General features: G+C 66.4%; 18 protein-coding genes. 11 read left to right on the top strand and 7 right to left on the bottom strand.

From position 1 onward, the window contains the following. Nucleotide 1 precedes the first annotated feature (1 nt). The 4 genes from ACWIEX_RS16350 to uvrC form a co-directional block, all read right to left on the bottom strand. A complete protein-coding gene (locus tag ACWIEX_RS16350; RefSeq protein WP_454034062.1) occupies nucleotides 2–457 on the bottom strand; it encodes a molybdenum cofactor biosynthesis protein MoaE in 456 nt (151 codons plus the stop codon). Nucleotides 458–620: 163 nt separating this feature from the next. Beyond that, the gene (gene moaD, locus ACWIEX_RS16345) at nucleotides 621–914 is read right to left on the bottom strand and encodes a molybdopterin converting factor subunit 1 (RefSeq protein ID WP_454034061.1); all 294 of its coding nucleotides are present in this window, start codon (nucleotides 912–914) and stop codon (nucleotides 621–623) included. Beyond that, a complete protein-coding gene (gene pgsA / locus ACWIEX_RS16340) occupies nucleotides 911–1522 on the bottom strand; it encodes a CDP-diacylglycerol--glycerol-3-phosphate 3-phosphatidyltransferase (protein WP_061970249.1) in 612 nt (203 codons plus the stop codon). Before pgsA ends, moaD begins: the two co-directional genes overlap by 4 nt. A gap of 180 nt (nucleotides 1523–1702) precedes the next feature. Next, a complete protein-coding gene (gene uvrC / locus ACWIEX_RS16335; protein ID WP_454034060.1) occupies nucleotides 1703–3820 on the bottom strand; it encodes an excinuclease ABC subunit UvrC in 2118 nt (705 codons plus the stop codon). Between the two features lie 379 nt (nucleotides 3821–4199). Between uvrC and ACWIEX_RS16330 the strand changes: the two genes are divergently transcribed. The 3 genes from ACWIEX_RS16330 (at nucleotide 4200) to ACWIEX_RS16320 (ending at nucleotide 5142) form a co-directional block, all read left to right on the top strand. Continuing rightward, nucleotides 4200–4409: a cold-shock protein gene (locus ACWIEX_RS16330; RefSeq protein WP_061969466.1), complete on the top strand. Its 210-nt coding sequence runs from the start codon at nucleotides 4200–4202 to the stop codon at nucleotides 4407–4409. A 140-nt stretch (nucleotides 4410–4549) separates the two neighbouring features. Then, nucleotides 4550–4840 carry a 30S ribosomal protein S21 gene (gene rpsU / locus ACWIEX_RS16325; RefSeq protein ID WP_091856290.1) on the top strand — a complete coding sequence of 97 codons (291 nt, stop codon included), beginning with the start codon at nucleotides 4550–4552 and terminating at the stop codon, nucleotides 4838–4840. Between the two features lie 41 nt (nucleotides 4841–4881). Next, on the top strand, nucleotides 4882–5142 hold the full coding sequence (locus ACWIEX_RS16320) for a hypothetical protein (protein WP_454034059.1): 261 nt from the start codon (nucleotides 4882–4884) through the stop codon (nucleotides 5140–5142). Between the two features lie 149 nt (nucleotides 5143–5291). Here the strand turns inward: ACWIEX_RS16320 and ACWIEX_RS16315 are convergent, their stop codons facing one another. Beyond that, nucleotides 5292–5645 carry a cupin domain-containing protein gene (locus ACWIEX_RS16315; protein WP_454034058.1) on the bottom strand — a complete coding sequence of 118 codons (354 nt, stop codon included), beginning with the start codon at nucleotides 5643–5645 and terminating at the stop codon, nucleotides 5292–5294. A 119-nt stretch (nucleotides 5646–5764) separates the two neighbouring features. On the opposite strand from ACWIEX_RS16315, the gene ACWIEX_RS16310 reads away from it, so the two are divergent. The 8 genes from ACWIEX_RS16310 (at nucleotide 5765) to ACWIEX_RS16275 (ending at nucleotide 12028) form a co-directional block, all read left to right on the top strand. Further along, complete coding sequence (locus ACWIEX_RS16310) at nucleotides 5765–6283, top strand: MarR family winged helix-turn-helix transcriptional regulator (protein WP_454034057.1); 519 nt, start codon at nucleotides 5765–5767, stop codon at nucleotides 6281–6283. Further along, complete coding sequence (locus ACWIEX_RS16305) at nucleotides 6280–6852, top strand: chloramphenicol phosphotransferase CPT family protein (protein ID WP_454034056.1); 573 nt, start codon at nucleotides 6280–6282, stop codon at nucleotides 6850–6852. The genes ACWIEX_RS16310 and ACWIEX_RS16305 overlap by 4 nt, the downstream gene beginning before the upstream one ends. A 142-nt stretch (nucleotides 6853–6994) precedes the next feature. Beyond that, on the top strand, nucleotides 6995–8014 hold the full coding sequence (locus ACWIEX_RS16300) for an NADP-dependent oxidoreductase (RefSeq protein ID WP_454034055.1): 1020 nt from the start codon (nucleotides 6995–6997) through the stop codon (nucleotides 8012–8014). 84 nt (nucleotides 8015–8098) lie between these two features. Further along, nucleotides 8099–8953 (top strand): prolipoprotein diacylglyceryl transferase, encoded by an 855-nt coding sequence (gene lgt, locus ACWIEX_RS16295; protein WP_454034054.1) that lies wholly within the window; start codon nucleotides 8099–8101, stop codon nucleotides 8951–8953. Then, nucleotides 8950–10041 (top strand): class I SAM-dependent methyltransferase, encoded by a 1092-nt coding sequence (locus ACWIEX_RS16290; protein ID WP_454034053.1) that lies wholly within the window; start codon nucleotides 8950–8952, stop codon nucleotides 10039–10041. Before lgt ends, ACWIEX_RS16290 begins: the two co-directional genes overlap by 4 nt. Nucleotides 10042–10083: 42 nt before the next feature. Further along, nucleotides 10084–10848: a peptidoglycan editing factor PgeF gene (gene pgeF / locus ACWIEX_RS16285; RefSeq protein WP_454034052.1), complete on the top strand. Its 765-nt coding sequence runs from the start codon at nucleotides 10084–10086 to the stop codon at nucleotides 10846–10848. A 138-nt stretch (nucleotides 10849–10986) separates the two neighbouring features. Beyond that, entirely contained in the window at nucleotides 10987–11271 is a 285-nt protein-coding gene (locus ACWIEX_RS16280) for a hypothetical protein (RefSeq protein ID WP_454034051.1), read from the top strand. A 127-nt stretch (nucleotides 11272–11398) separates the two neighbouring features. Next, nucleotides 11399–12028 carry a 2-hydroxychromene-2-carboxylate isomerase gene (locus tag ACWIEX_RS16275; protein WP_454034050.1) on the top strand — a complete coding sequence of 210 codons (630 nt, stop codon included), beginning with the start codon at nucleotides 11399–11401 and terminating at the stop codon, nucleotides 12026–12028. A 3-nt stretch (nucleotides 12029–12031) separates the two neighbouring features. Here ACWIEX_RS16275 and ACWIEX_RS16270 read toward each other — a convergent pair whose 3' ends face one another. After that, nucleotides 12032–12778, bottom strand: a complete 747-nt coding sequence (locus ACWIEX_RS16270; RefSeq protein ID WP_454034049.1) for an SDR family oxidoreductase — start codon at nucleotides 12776–12778, stop codon at nucleotides 12032–12034. Beyond that, nucleotides 12771–13586, bottom strand: a complete 816-nt coding sequence (locus ACWIEX_RS16265) for a glycosyltransferase family 2 protein (RefSeq protein ID WP_454034048.1) — start codon at nucleotides 13584–13586, stop codon at nucleotides 12771–12773. Before ACWIEX_RS16265 ends, ACWIEX_RS16270 begins: the two co-directional genes overlap by 8 nt. Nucleotides 13587–13771 lie beyond the last annotated feature (185 nt).

Here is a 13771-nt window from a genome sequence, read left to right as displayed (position 1 = left end):
GCTATTCCCAGCGCTTCGCCGCGTCATCGTCATCCGCCTTGGCTTCGACCCAGCCGCCGAGCGTGCCGTCGGCCCGGTGCTCGCGCTTCCAGAACGGGGCGCGGGTCTTGAGATAGTCCATCATGAAATCCGCGGCTTCGAAGGCGGCGCGGCGGTGGGCGGAAGCCGCCAGCACCAGCACGATCTGCTCGCCCGGCCGGACCAGTCCGTAGCGATGGATCGCGACGAGACCCATGAGTGGCCAGCGGCTGGCAGCCTCGGTCGCGACACGGGCGATCTCGGCCTCGGCCATGCCGGGATAATGCTCGAGTTCGAGCGCGGCGAGCGTCCCGGCCTCGTCGCGGCAGAGCCCGGTGAAGGAGACGACGGCGCCGATATCGGCGCGGCCGGCCGAGAGGGCGTCGATCTCGTCCTGAAGCGAGAAGTCTTCCCGCTGGATGCGGATCAGCGGGGTCATTGGTCGCCCCTGTCATTCCGGGGCGCGCCACAGGCGCGAACCCGGAACCCACGACCGGGTGAGCGGTCTGCAACAGGCTGCCATTCCCGGCACACCCAGTCTTGGGTTCCGGGTTCCGCGCTTTGCGCGGCCCCGGAATGACAAGGGCGTCGCAACATGACCGTCACCCGCCCGTCATCGGCGGGAAGAAAGCGATCTCGCGGGCAGCGCCGAGCCGGGCGTGGGGCTTGGCATGGACATGGTCGAGCGCGGCCCGCACGACGGCCTCGTCGGCGAAGGCTGCCTCATAGCCTTCGCCGCGCGCCTTCAGCCAGCGCACGAGATCGGCGATGGTGGCGAGGTCGGCGGGGATGTCGAGCGTCTCTTCGGGCAGGCCGACGCGCTCGCGCACCCAGGCGAAATAGACGATGCGGACGGGGCGTGTGCCCGTCGTTGCGGTCGCTGTCACAGTATTCATGGCGTGCGCTCGTCTTCCGCGACGAGATGGCGGATGCCGGCGTTGAAATAGTCCCAGCCGGTATAGATCGTCAGGCCGGCGGCGGCCCAGAGCAGGACGATGCCGATCGTGGTGTTGCCGGGCAGGACCTTGTCGCCGGCCGGGCCGACGACGAGGAAGCCGAGCGCGAAGAGCTGCGCCGTCGTCTTCCACTTGGCGACCTTGCTGACGGGGACGCTGACCTTCAGGTCGGCCAGGAACTCGCGAAGCCCGGAGACCAGGATTTCGCGGCAGAGGATCACGATCGCAGCCCAGAGCGTCCAGCCCTCGATCTGCCCGGTATAGACCAGCATCAGCAGCAGGGCGGCGACGAGCAGCTTGTCGGCGATCGGGTCGAGCATGCGGCCGATCGCCGATTGCTGGCTCCAGGCGCGGGCGATGTAGCCGTCGAGATAGTCGGTGATGGCGGCGAGCGTATAGATTCCCAGCGCGAGCCAGCGCATCCAGTCGTCGCGCGGCCAGAACAGGATCGCCACCAGGGCCGGGATCGCCAGGATCCGCCCGTAGGTGAGGAGGTTGGGCAGCGACCAGGGGCCGCGCCGCCTGATGGCGTCTGGAAGAATCGTCACGGGATGCACCAAAGCAAGGCGGCGGCAGCAGCGTCAACACGCAACAGCGTGAATGTGGCAGAACTTCGCGACCACGTCGCCTTCGGACGCAGGCGTCCGAAGGCGAAAAACGTGCTCGCTTTTGATATAATGGAGCATTGCTGCTGCGAAAAACCGGTTCCCACTTTTTCGCGCAATGCTCTACGCATCATGAAAGAAATCATGCACTGCCTTGGCCGTCGCGGCATTGACGCCGGGCGTGCGCATGAGATCGTCGAGCTTGGCGCGCTGGATCGCCTTCACCGTGCCGAAATGCAGCAGCAGGGCCCGCTTGCGTGACGGGCCGATGCCGGGAATCTCGTCGAGCGGGTTCTTCATCGTCTCGCGCTTGCGCTTGGCGCGGTGCGTGCCGATGGCGAAGCGGTGGGCTTCGTCGCGCAGGCGCTGGATGAAATAGAGCGCGGGGTCGCGCGGCTGCAGCTTGAAGGGCTCGCGGCCAGCCATGTGGAAGGTCTCGCGCATGGCGTTGCGGTCTTCCCCCTTGGCGATGGCGACGAGCGGGATGTCGGCCGCGCCGAGCTCCTGCATGATCTTGAGCGCGGCGGTGAACTGGCCCTTGCCGCCGTCGACGATGACGAGATCGGGGCGGGAGGGGAAGCCGTCCTCGTCTTTCCTTGGCTTTGCAATTTTGCGGCTTTTCCCGCGCGAGCCCTCATCCTGAGGAGCGCCTTCAGGCGCGTCTCGAAGGATGATCGGCGAGGCTCCGTCGCCCTCTGGAGCATCCTTCGAGACGGTCGCCGATGCGACCTCCTCAGGATGAGGGCTAAGGGTTATGCCTTCTTCCTTCGCCAGCTTGGCAAACCGGCGCGTCAGCACCTCGCGCATCATGCCGAAATCGTCGCCGGCGATGGTGTCGGCCGAGATGTTGAAGGTGCGGTACTGGTTCTTCACGAACCCGTCCGGCCCGGCGACGATCATGCCGCCCACCGCGTTGGTGCCCATGATGTGCGAGTTGTCGTAGACCTCGACGCGGCGCGGCGGCGTCTCCATGCCGAAGGCGGTGCCGAGCGTGGCGAGCAGGGCGGTCTGGCCGGCATTGTCGGCGAGCTTGCGCGCGAGTGCCTCGCGGGCGTTCTTGACGGCATGGGCCATCAGGTCGGCGCGCTCGCCGCGCCTGGGATGGGCGACCTCGACCTTGCGGCCGGCGCGGGTCGTGAGCGCCTGGCCGATCAATTCGATTTCCTCGACCGGGTGTGAAAGCAGCACGAGGCGCGGTGGCGGCTTGTCGTCGTAGAACTGGGCGATGACCGAGGCGAGCACCTCGGCCGGGGTCAGCGAGCGGTCGGCGCGCGGGAAGAGGGCGCGGTTGCCCCAGTTCTGATGGTTGCGGAAGAAGAAGATCTCGACGCAGAACTGCCCGGCCTGCTCGTCGATGGCGAAGACATCGGCCTCCTCGACGCCCTGCGTATTGATGTCCTGCCCGGCCTGAACGGCCGATAGCGCGGCGAGGCGGTCGCGATAGCGCGCCGCCTTCTCGAATTCGAGCTCTTCCGCGGCGACCTGCATCCGGGCGGAAAGGAGCTGTTTCACCGCGGAGGAGCGGCCGGAGAGGAAGTCGCGGGCCTGGCCGGCGAGCGCCTGATAATCGGGAATCGAGATTTCGCCGGTGCAGGGGCCGGCGCAGCGCTTGATCTGGAAGAGCAGGCAGGGGCGCGTGCGGTTCTCGTAGAAGGAATCCGAGCAGGTGCGGATCAGGAAGGCCTTCTGCAGCGCGTCGATGGTGCGCGTCACCGCCCAGACCGAGGCGAAGGGGCCGAAATAGTCGCCCTTGCGCTGGCGTGAGCCGCGATGCTTCAGGATCGCGGGAGCGTCGTGGTCGCCGGTCAGCAGGATGTAGGGGAACGATTTGTCGTCGCGCAGCAGCACGTTGTAGCGCGGCCGGAGCTGCTTGATCAGGTTCGATTCGAGCAGCAGGGCCTCGGTCTCGGTGCCGGTGGTGACGAACTCCATATTCGCCGTCTCGGCGATCATCCGGGCGACGGCATTGGTGTGCGCCATGCCGCGGGCGTAGGAGGTCACGCGGTTCTTCAGGCTCTTGGCCTTGCCGACATAGAGCACTTCGCCGGCGCGATCGAACATCCGGTAGACGCCCGGCTTGTTCGGTAGATGCCTGGCGAATTGCTGGATGATCTCGATGCCGGCCTTGAGCGCGCCGGGGGCGGCTTCCGCGAGGGCGAGCGCGGCTTCAGGCGCGGGGAGGGTGTCCTCCTCGTCCTCGAACTCGTCCTGGGGCAGATCGTCCTGGCGTTCGCGACTCATGCGCTTCTGTACTCTTGATCTCTATATTTCGGCCTCCATGTAGGATGCCGCAGCGGCTTCGTCATGTCAGGAGAGCGGATGCGGCGGCGCCGCCGAGGCACATCCTCGATGAAACCGGCAGTGCGGCACGATCGGTGATGGTTTTTCATCGTTGTTCGCGGCTTTTCATGCCGCGCCTTTTTCGTTTCCCGGAGCAGCCATCCCGCCGCTGATTGACATTAGGGGGGGCATGGCCTAATTGTTAATTTCGATTTAGGCCCGATGACTTGGCCATTCGCTGCTTTCGAGCGCGAGATGCTGATGATTTTCTTCCTTTGATCGAACTCACTGCCGCATGTTTTCCATGGGGCTTGGATAAACATGTTTGCGGGAGGCTCATATGGCTTCTGGTTCGGTTAAGTGGTTCAACGCCACCAAGGGTTTCGGTTTCATTCAGCCTGACGATGGCGGCCAGGATGTGTTCGTTCACATCAGCGCTGTCGAGCGTGCCGGCATGCGCGATCTGCGCGAAGGCCAGAAGATCTCGTACGAGATCGTCCAGGACAAGCGTTCGGGCAAGAGCTCGGCCGACAACCTGCGGGCCGAGTAACCGCCTGGGAGGCGGAACGACGACGCTTTGAGGCGACCACGGATGTACCGGCGCCGCGACACGAAGTTTCGCACCAGCGGTTAAGTCGAAGGGTCGGGACCAACAAGCCCGGCCCTTTTGTGTTTTTGGAAAGGACAACCATGCAAGTTCTCGTTCGGGACAATAATGTCGAGCAGGCGCTCCGCGTTCTGAAGAAGAAGCTGCAGCGCGAAGGCGTGTTTCGCGAGATGAAGCAGCGCCGCGCCTATGAGAAGCCGTCCGAACGACGCGTGCGTGAGCAGGGCGAGGCGGTTCGCCGCGCCAAGAAGGCTGCCCGCAAGCAGGCGCAGCGCGAAGGCCTGCTGCCGGCGCCGAAGCGCAAGCTTCCCCTCGGCAAGGGCCGTCCCGGAGCTGGCCCCGGAGCCGGAGCACCGCGTCCTCCCTCCATCTGATCGGGGGAGGCCGATCCGGGCTGTTGAGTAAGGAGTTTCGAATGTCGAGCCGCAACATGAAGCTGGACGAGATCAAGGCTCGGGCGCAGGCGGCTTTCGAGACCACCGAGCAGCGCAAGAAGGATGCCCTTGTTGCGTGGCAGGCGCTTGAGGATCAGGCCAGCCAGACCCGCCTCAAGACCGAAAAGCTGCGGGCCCTGCGCCTTGCCCGGGATGCCGAGGAGGCTGCGGCCAAGGCCGCTGCCTCACGCACCGAGGCGGCAACAAAGCGGCCCCGCAAGGCCGCTGCGAAATCTCTCTGAAGCTTCGCTGACGATGACCAGGGGCAGGCGCCACGATGCGCCGCCCTTGCATTTCGTCTGCCACCGCGATCGCCCATTGCGCCCTTAAGGCGGCGCGGCGTCGTCAAGGCCGGCGCATTCGTTTCGCACAACGGCAGTTCTGTGCGCGCTCAGGCGGCAGCTCCCTCCTCGACCCAATCCTGAACGATCGCGTCGTTGGCGTGGATGCAGATGAGCTCCAGCCGCCCAGGTCCGATATTGACGAATTTGTGAGGAATTCCGGCCGGGCCGATAATGATCGCCCCGGCGCCGGCCCGCAGCTTTTCCCGGCCGACCGTGAATTCCGCTTCGCCGGACCGGATCACCCAGGTTTCCGAATACGGATGGACATGCAGGCCGGGTCCCTGACCCGGCTCGTTGTCGACCAGGAAGAACGAGACCTGCGAGCCATAGCCGCCGCCCTCGAATTTCACCGTCCGGCTCGTGCCGCTGCGCAGGATGTCGCTGTCGATCGCCGTCGTCATCACCGTCTCCTCCAATCTATCTTTGTGCTAAGATAATTATCCGAAACTATCTTCGTGTCAAGATATCTCTTGGCGCGAAGCCCGCTGTGAGGCAGAGGAGGGATGAGAAAGGGCAGGCGATGACGAAGATGGATCATGTCGAGCGGGTCAGGGCGCAATGGGCCCGGGAATTGCCGGACCTCGATACGACGCCGACCGCGATCCTGGGTCGGGCTTACCGGCTGGCTAATCTCGTGCGGCCGAGCATCGAGGAGACGTTTGCGGGGTTCGGGCTCGATCGCGGTGAATTCGACGTCATCAGCACCTTGCGTCGCAGCGGGCCGCCTTATCGACTGACGCCGACAGCGCTCTATCGCTTCCTGATGATCTCCTCCGGCGGGCTGACGCACCGGCTGGGGCGGCTGGAGAAAGCCGGGCTGATCCGCCGCGAGAAATCGGCGGAGGATGGGCGCAGCCTGCTCGTTGTCCTGACCGAGCTGGGCTTCCGGCGGGCCGAGGAAGCGCTGCGCGCCGACATGGCAAGCGAGGCGAAGTTCCTCGCAAGTCTCGACCCGGCCAAGCGAGTGGCCTTGGCGGAACTTCTGAAGGAGCTTCTGGCGACGCTCGAAACCGAAGCGCTGCCGGAGCGGGAAGAATGATTCCGACCACGCCCGGCCGCATCATCTTGCTCAACGGCGCGTCGAGCAGCGGCAAGTCCTCGCTGGCGCGGGCCATCCAGGCGCGGATCGACCTGCCGTTCTGGCACATCTCGATTGATCATCTCCGCGATTCCGGCGTGCTGCCGAGCGCCCGGATCAAGAGCGGGGAATTCGACTGGCGGATGATGCGGGAAGCCTTCTTCCTCGGCTTCGAACGCTCGCTCGCCGCCTATGTCGAGGCCGGCAACGACCTCGTCGTCGAGCACATCATGGAAAGCGAGGCCTGGCTGCTGCGGCTCGCCGACACGCTCGCCGGGCATGACGTCTTCTTCGTCGGTGTGCATTGCCCGCTCGACGAACTCGAACGGCGCGAGCGGGAACGGGGCGACAGGCCGCTCGGCGATGCCCGGCGCGACTTCCACCGCATTCATTCCTACTGCCTCTACGATCTCGAGGTGGATGGGATGCAGCCCCGGGAGGCCAATGCGGATGCGATCATCGCCGCTTGGCAGGCGCGGAGGCGGCCCTCGGCCTTCGACCGGCTGCGCGAGCGCCACAGCCGCGGCTGAGCGAAGCCCGGCTCACGGATTGCCATGTCATCGACGCGCCCGCGCCGGCTGTGAATGCAGGGCGAGGGGACTGCCCTCGGTCTCAGGCTGCGCCAATATGATTGAGACAGACTCGCGCCGATATCACCGAGGATCGAAACCCATGTCCCAGTCCGACAGCGTTCGCATCGTTCTCGCTTCCCGCCCCGAGGGGCGTCCCAGCCCGCAGAACTTCCGGCTGGAGCACGCCGCCATCCCGGCGCCCGCCGAGGGGCAGGTGCTGCTCAAGATTCTCTACCTCTCGCTCGACCCCTATATGCGCGGGCGGATGAGCGCTGCGAAATCCTATGCCGCCGCCACCGAGATCGGGCAGCCGATGGAAGGCGGGACGGTCGGCGAGGTCGTCGAAAGCCGTGATCCCGCCTTCAAGCCGGGCGACATCGTGCTCTCCTATTCCGGCTGGCAGTCGCATGCGGTGGCGAACGCCGCGCAATTGCGCAAGCTCGATCCGAAAGCTGCGCCCTTGACCACGGCCCTCGGCGTGCTCGGCATGCCCGGCTTCACCGCCTATGCCGGTCTGCTGACCATCGGCCAGCCCAAGCCGGGCGAGACGGTCGTCGTCGCGGCGGCGAGCGGGCCGGTCGGCTCGGCGGTCGGGCAGATCGCCAGGATCAAGGGCGCGCGGGCGGTCGGCATTGCCGGCGGCCCCGAGAAATGCGCCTTCGTGCGCGACACCTTCGGCTTCGACGCAGTGATCGATCATCGCGATCCCGACATGGCGGCGAAGCTCGCGGCGGCCTGCCCCGATGGCATCGACGTCTATTTCGAGAATGTCGGCGGCCATGTCTGGGATGCCGTCTTCCCGCTGCTCAACACCTTCGCGCGCATCCCGGTCTGCGGCCTCGTCGCGCAATACAATGCCAGCGGCGCGTTTCCGGGGCCGGACCGGCTGCCGGGCATGATGCGCGACGTTCTCTCGAAGAGCCTGACGATCCGCGGCTTCATCCAGCGCGAATTCGCCGCCGCGCAGGCGCCGACCTTCCGGGAGGAGATGGCGCGCTGGATCGCCGAGGGCGCGGTCAAATACAAGGAAGACATCGTCACTGGGCTGGAAAATGCGCCGGAGGCCTTCATCGGCCTGCTGGAGGGCCGGAATTTCGGCAAGCTGGTCGTTAAGCTATGAGGCAGGCTGTCACGCGCCAGCCTTTTTCCTTGACCATTGAGCGGGCGCGCGGCCATCTCGCCGCGCCCGCCACCGGACCTTGCCATGCCCGTCTTCGCCATTCCCTTCCCGATGATCGATCCCATTGCTCTGCAGCTCGGGCCGCTCTCGATCAAATGGTACGGGCTTGCCTATGTCGTCGGGCTGCTCGGCGGCTGGTGGTATGCGCGCAAGCTCGTCGCGTCGGACTGGCTCTGGGGCGGGCGGGCGCGGCCGCAAGCCGTCGAACTCGACGACATGCTGCTCTTCGTCGCCTTCGGCGTGGTGCTCGGCGGACGCACCGGCTTCGTGCTGTTCTACGATCTGCCGCGCTATCTCGAGCGACCGCAGGACATCCTGGCGATCTGGCAGGGCGGCATGTCCTTCCATGGCGGCCTGATCGGCGCGACGCTCGGCTTGTGGCTCTTCGCCAAGCGGCGCGGCTATCCGGCCCTGTCGGTGTTCGATCTGGCGGCGACGGTGGTGCCGATCGGGCTTTTGCTCGGGCGCATCGCCAATTTCATCAATGGCGAACTCTGGGGCCGCCCGGCGCCCGATTTCCCCTATGCCATGGTCTTCCCCAATGGCGGGCCGCTGCCGCGCCATCCGAGCCAACTCTACGAGGCTTTCGCCGAGGGGCTTCTGCTCTTCGTGCTGGTCAATCTGCTGGTTCGCTTCGGCGGCTTCCGGCGGCCGGGCCTCGTCGCCGGCGTCTTCGGCATGGGCTATGCGGTCGCCCGCATCGTCTGCGAGTTCTTCCGCGAGCCCGATCCGCAGCTCGGCTTCCTGTTCGGGACCTCGGTCGATGCGCTCTCGGGCGGCATCACCATGGGCATGCTGCTGTCGCTGCCGGTATTCTTCGCCGGCCTGTGGCTGGTGCTGCGCAGCCGGCGCGAGGCGCCCGGCGAGGCGCCGGCGTGACCACGCTCAAGGCCGAGATCATCGACCTGATCCGGCAGGACGGGCCGATCGGCATCGGCCGCTACATGGCGCTGGCGCTCGGGCATCCCCGCCACGGCTATTACATGACGCGCGATCCCCTGGGGGCCGAGGGCGACTTCACCACGGCGCCGGAGATCAGCCAGATGTTCGGCGAGCTGATCGGGCTCTGGGCGGCCCATGCCTGGCAGGCGATGGGCGCACCGGGACGGTTCCGGCTCGTCGAGCTCGGGCCCGGGCGCGGGACGCTGATGGCCGACATGCTGCGGGCGACGCGGATCGTGCCGGGCTTCCACGCAGCTTTGTCGGTTCATCTCGTCGAGACCAGCCCGGTCCTGCGCGCCCGGCAGGCGGAAGCGCTCAAGGGGTTCGAGCCGGTCTGGCATGAGACGATCGCCACTGCGCTCGACGGTCCGGTGGTCGTGATCGCCAACGAGTTCCTTGACGCCCTGCCGCTCGACCAGTTCGTGATGACGCCGGAGGGCTGGCGGGAGCGGCTTGTCGGATTGGGCGATGACGGCGACCTCGCCTTCGGTCTGTCGGCTGCCGGCGAAGGTGCCCTGAAGATCACTGCGGCTGCCGGCTCCATCTTCGAACAGCCCGCCGTAGCCCTCGACATCGTCACGCGGCTAGCTGGTCATCTGGCATCGCAAGGCGGGGTGGCTCTGTTCATCGACTACGGCTCGGCGCGCTCTGGATTCGGCGATACGCTGCAGGCCATGAAGCGGCATGAATTCGTCGATCCGCTCGCAGAGCCCGGCGATGCGGACCTGACCGTCCATGTCGATTTCGAGCGCATGGGGCAGGCCGCGCTCAAGGCCGGTGCCGCCTCGCACGGGCCGGCGATGCAGCGCGATTTCCTGCTGGCTTTGGGCCTTCCCCAGCGGGCGCAGGCCCTGTCGCTCAAGGCGGACGCCGAGCAGCGGGCGGCCATTTCCGCCGCCTTCGACCGCCTGATCGCTCAAGGCGAGACCGGCATGGGCGATTTGTTCAAGGTTCTCGCGCTATCGCAGCGGAACCTGCCGCCCTTGCCCGGATTTGACCTTCATCGGCTGCCAGACCAGGGCTGACCTCAGTGGAGCCTCGCGGCCTCGCACCAACCGGACGAGATCATGTTCATCACCGCCCGCGAACTCGCCGGAGAAGCCGGTATCCGTCACGCCTTCTTCACCCGTGAAGGCGGCGCCTCGACCGGCATCTATGCGTCGCTCAATGGCGGGCTCGGCTCCGCCGACGACCCGGCGGCGATCGTCGAGAACCGGGCGCGGATGGCGCGTCATCTCGAAGTCGCGCCGGAGAACCTGATCAGCCTCTACCAGGTCCATTCCGCCGATGTGGAGGTGGTGACCGGCCCCTGGCCGGGCGAGCGCCCCAAGGCCGACGCGATGGTGACCACGGCCTCGCATGTCGCGCTCGGCGTCTCCACCGCCGATTGCGGGCCGATTCTCTTCGCCGATGGCGAGGCGCGGGTGATCGGCGCCGCCCATTCCGGCTGGAAGGGGGCCTTCACCGGCATCGTCGGCGCGACCGTGACGGCGATGGAAAAGCTCGGCGCAAGGCGCGAGCGCATCACCGCCGTCCTCGGTCCGACGATCAGCGCCAAGGCCTATGAGGTCGGGCCGGAATTCATCGAACGCTTCAAGGCCGGGAACCCGACCTATTCCCGCTTCTTCACGCCGTCCGAGCGCGCCGCGCATGCGATGTTCGACCTGCCGGCCTTCATCGGGCTCAAGGCGCAGGAGGCGGGGATCGGCCGATTCGTCGATATGGGTCTGTGCACCTATGGCGACGAGCAGCGCTTCTTCAGCTACCGGCGCACGACCCATCGCGGCGAGCCCGATTACGGGCGGCTGATCGCGGCCATCACCCTCGACTGAGCAGATTGCGGTTGATGGCGAGGCGCGGCGGCTTGTCGCATCCTGCCGGCCGGGGCATCGTGCCCCTGCCGCGGGGAACGCATCGCTTCCTCCCAGGCCTGTGTCTTTCGGGCGGTGCATCAAGATGCGGGGGCCGAGATGGAACAGATCCTGATGAACCTGATCGCTGGTGCGATCGGCGGTAATGCGGCAGGCAAGGCCAGCCCGAGCTTCGATCTCGGGACGATCGGCAACACGATTTCCGGCCTCGTCGGCGGCGGTGTGCTCGGGCAACTGATCCCGATCGTGCTGCCGGCGATCAGCGCTGCGGCGCAGGGCGGCAATCTCAGCATCGGCGGCATCCTGACCAACCTGATCGCCGGCGGCGCCGGCGGGGCGGTCCTGACCGCGATCATCGGCGCGCTGAAGAACAAGGCCGCCTGACCAGCTTCTATATAAAAGGCCCGGCTCCTTGCGGAGCCGGGCTGCGTAGGGCGCACGGCCGGGACCTTGCGCGATGGCTCGGATGGCGGCGATGCTTGCGCCGTCAGTCGCAGCCTGCGAGGCAGTCTTGTCCCGGTCCATCACCTATTACTTCTCGCTGCCTTCGCCGTGGACCTATCTCGGCAACGCGACCTTTCATGAGATCGCCCGCCGGCATGGCTGCGCGATCGACTACCGGCCGATGCCGTTGCGCTCGGTGTTCGACGAGACGGGCGGGTTGCCCTTGCCGAAGCGGCACCCCGTGCGGCAGCGCTACCGGCTGCTCGATCTCCAGCGCTGGCGCGCGGCGCGGGGTTTGCCGCTCGTGCTGCAACCGAAGCATTTTCCTTTCGATCCGTCGCAGGCCGACCGCATGGCGATCGCGATCGTCGCGTCCGGTGGCGATCCGCTGGCCTTCATCGGCGACGTGATGGCCGGCCTCTGGGCGCGCGACGAGGATATGAGCCAGCCCGAGGCGCTGCTCGCCTGTGCGTCGCGCGCCGGTCTCGATGGGCTGACGTTGCTCGCGGCCGCGGATTCGCCAGCGATCAGGCAACGCTATGAGGATGCGCTGGGCCAGGCTGTCGAGGCGGGTGTGTTCGGCGCGCCGAGCTATGTGCTCGATGGCGAGGTGTTCTGGGGGCAGGACCGGCTCGAGCTGCTCGATTCGGCGCTCGCGAGTGGCCGGGCACCGTATCGCCCTGAAGGAGCCGTCTGAGAATCAGCCGACGATGTCGGGCGTGCGCCAACCGAGGTGCTGGCCGGCATCGACGGCGATCATCTGGCCGGTCACGGAATCGGCGCGGGCGAGGTAGAGCACGGCTTCGGCGATCTCGTCGGGCATGACGCGGTGCCCCAGAAGGGTCCCTGCGGCCTCCTGTTCCAGCCGGTCCGCGCCGTCATAGTTATTGGGGAAGGTCGGGCCGGGGCCGACGGCGTTGACGCGAATGCGCGGAGCCAGCGCCTGCGCCAGGGTCCGGGTCGCGGTGAGCAGGGCGGCCTTGGTCAAGGTGTAGGAGTAATATTGCGGCGTCAGCTTCCAGACGCGCTGATCGACGATATTGACGACCGCGCCTTTGGTGTCGGCAGGCAACCGCTCCGCCATGATCCCGATCAGTTGCGAGGGCGCGCGCAGGTTGATCGAGAACTGGCGATTCCAGGTGGCGATGTCGAGCGAACGGACATCGTCGGCGACGAAGCTCGCGGCATTGTTGACCAGGAGCGTGACCGCGCCGAGCGCCTTTTCCGCCGCCGGAATCAGGGTCGCGACGGCGGCGGGATCGACGAGATCGGCCGTCAGAAGGCAGGCCCTGGCGCCGCGGGCTTCCAGTGTTCTCAGCAGCGTTTCGGCGTCACCTTGGCTGTCACCGTGATGGATCGCGACCGCATAGCCGGCTTCGGCCAGCTTCTCGACGATGGCGCGGCCGATTCGCCGGGCGCCGCCGGTGACCAGTGCGACCTCAGCCATCTCGGCCGTCGCGATTCGCGGCAGGCGTAGCCGCCTGGGCGGAGGCCCGTCGCTGCAGGCGGCGTTCCCAATGCTTGGCGACGCGCAGATAGCGGTAGAAGGCGTAGTTCATCGCCGTCATGAAACCGTAGATGCCGCGCAATGCATGACGGCGCCCGATATAGGCCTTGAGGAAATTGGCGGGGAATTCGGCGACCAGCCGGAAGACGGACAGGGTGCCGCCGCGCGCGTCGAGATCGTCGGCCTGCGCATCGCTATAGGCATTGAGCTTGTCCATCTGCTCGCCCAGCGAGCGAACGGAAAAATGATGCACGGTTCCGCGCAGGCGCCCGACCTGTGCATCCGGCGCAAGATCGACGCGATCATGCACGGGCGAGGCCGAATAGCGGCCCTTGCTCCTGCGGTAGAGGCGCACGGGCGCAAGCGCATAGGCGAATCGGTGCGGCGCACCTTCTCCTGGAAAGATCTCGGCGATTCTCAGCTTGTAGGCGTCCTTCGGCGGCGATCCGTTCGCGAAGAGCGCGGCGATCTCGGCTGCCAGATCGGGTGGCACGACCTCGTCGGCATCGAGGTTGAGCAGCCAGTCATGACGGCACTGTTCCTCGGCGAAGCGCTTCTGCTGGCCGTAGCCCGGCCAGGCATTGAAGATGACGCGCGCGCCGAGCGAATCGGCCAGGGCCTGGGTGCCGTCACTCGATCCGGAATCGACCACGACGATGTCGTCGCTCAGCGCTCGCGCCGCTTCGATGGTCCGGCCGATCCGGTCCGCTTCGTTCTGGGCGATGATGAAAATCGAGAGGGGCAGCACGGTTCTTCTTCGGTTCCTGTCGTCTCAAGGCTTAAGCACAGGCGGGACGGAGCGGCAAGACAGGCGAAAAAAGCCGCAATCGCTGCGGGAACCTTGGATAAGCAGCCGCGTTTGTAGGCCGGGCCATGTTCTTAGCGCGGCGTGGGGGTCGAAATACTGTTAGTATTCGATTTACCATGGTGGCT

This window comes from Allobosea sp. NPDC055353, assembly GCF_053644975.1.
Note: the sequence above shows the minus strand (reverse complement) of the source record. Positions and strands in the feature narration are given on the sequence as shown.

What these genes read in the sequence shown, in the direction of transcription:
- lgt (WP_454034054.1), top strand. Translation starts at nt 8,099, where the DNA reads ATGCCCGTCTTCGCCATTCCCTTCCCGATGATCGATCCCATTGCTCTG.
- ACWIEX_RS16270 (WP_454034049.1), bottom strand. Translation starts at nt 12,778, where the DNA reads ATGGCTGAGGTCGCACTGGTCACCGGCGGCGCCCGGCGAATCGGCCGC.
- ACWIEX_RS16305 (WP_454034056.1), top strand. Translation starts at nt 6,280, where the DNA reads ATGATTCCGACCACGCCCGGCCGCATCATCTTGCTCAACGGCGCGTCG.
- ACWIEX_RS16350 (WP_454034062.1), bottom strand. Translation starts at nt 457, where the DNA reads ATGACCCCGCTGATCCGCATCCAGCGGGAAGACTTCTCGCTTCAGGAC.
- uvrC (WP_454034060.1), bottom strand. Translation starts at nt 3,820, where the DNA reads ATGAGTCGCGAACGCCAGGACGATCTGCCCCAGGACGAGTTCGAGGAC.
- ACWIEX_RS16330 (WP_061969466.1), top strand. Translation starts at nt 4,200, where the DNA reads ATGGCTTCTGGTTCGGTTAAGTGGTTCAACGCCACCAAGGGTTTCGGT.
- ACWIEX_RS16320 (WP_454034059.1), top strand. Translation starts at nt 4,882, where the DNA reads ATGTCGAGCCGCAACATGAAGCTGGACGAGATCAAGGCTCGGGCGCAG.
- ACWIEX_RS16315 (WP_454034058.1), bottom strand. Translation starts at nt 5,645, where the DNA reads ATGACGACGGCGATCGACAGCGACATCCTGCGCAGCGGCACGAGCCGG.
- moaD (WP_454034061.1), bottom strand. Translation starts at nt 914, where the DNA reads ATGAATACTGTGACAGCGACCGCAACGACGGGCACACGCCCCGTCCGC.
- pgeF (WP_454034052.1), top strand. Translation starts at nt 10,084, where the DNA reads ATGTTCATCACCGCCCGCGAACTCGCCGGAGAAGCCGGTATCCGTCAC.
- ACWIEX_RS16280 (WP_454034051.1), top strand. Translation starts at nt 10,987, where the DNA reads ATGGAACAGATCCTGATGAACCTGATCGCTGGTGCGATCGGCGGTAAT.
- ACWIEX_RS16310 (WP_454034057.1), top strand. Translation starts at nt 5,765, where the DNA reads ATGACGAAGATGGATCATGTCGAGCGGGTCAGGGCGCAATGGGCCCGG.
- ACWIEX_RS16300 (WP_454034055.1), top strand. Translation starts at nt 6,995, where the DNA reads ATGTCCCAGTCCGACAGCGTTCGCATCGTTCTCGCTTCCCGCCCCGAG.
- rpsU (WP_091856290.1), top strand. Translation starts at nt 4,550, where the DNA reads ATGCAAGTTCTCGTTCGGGACAATAATGTCGAGCAGGCGCTCCGCGTT.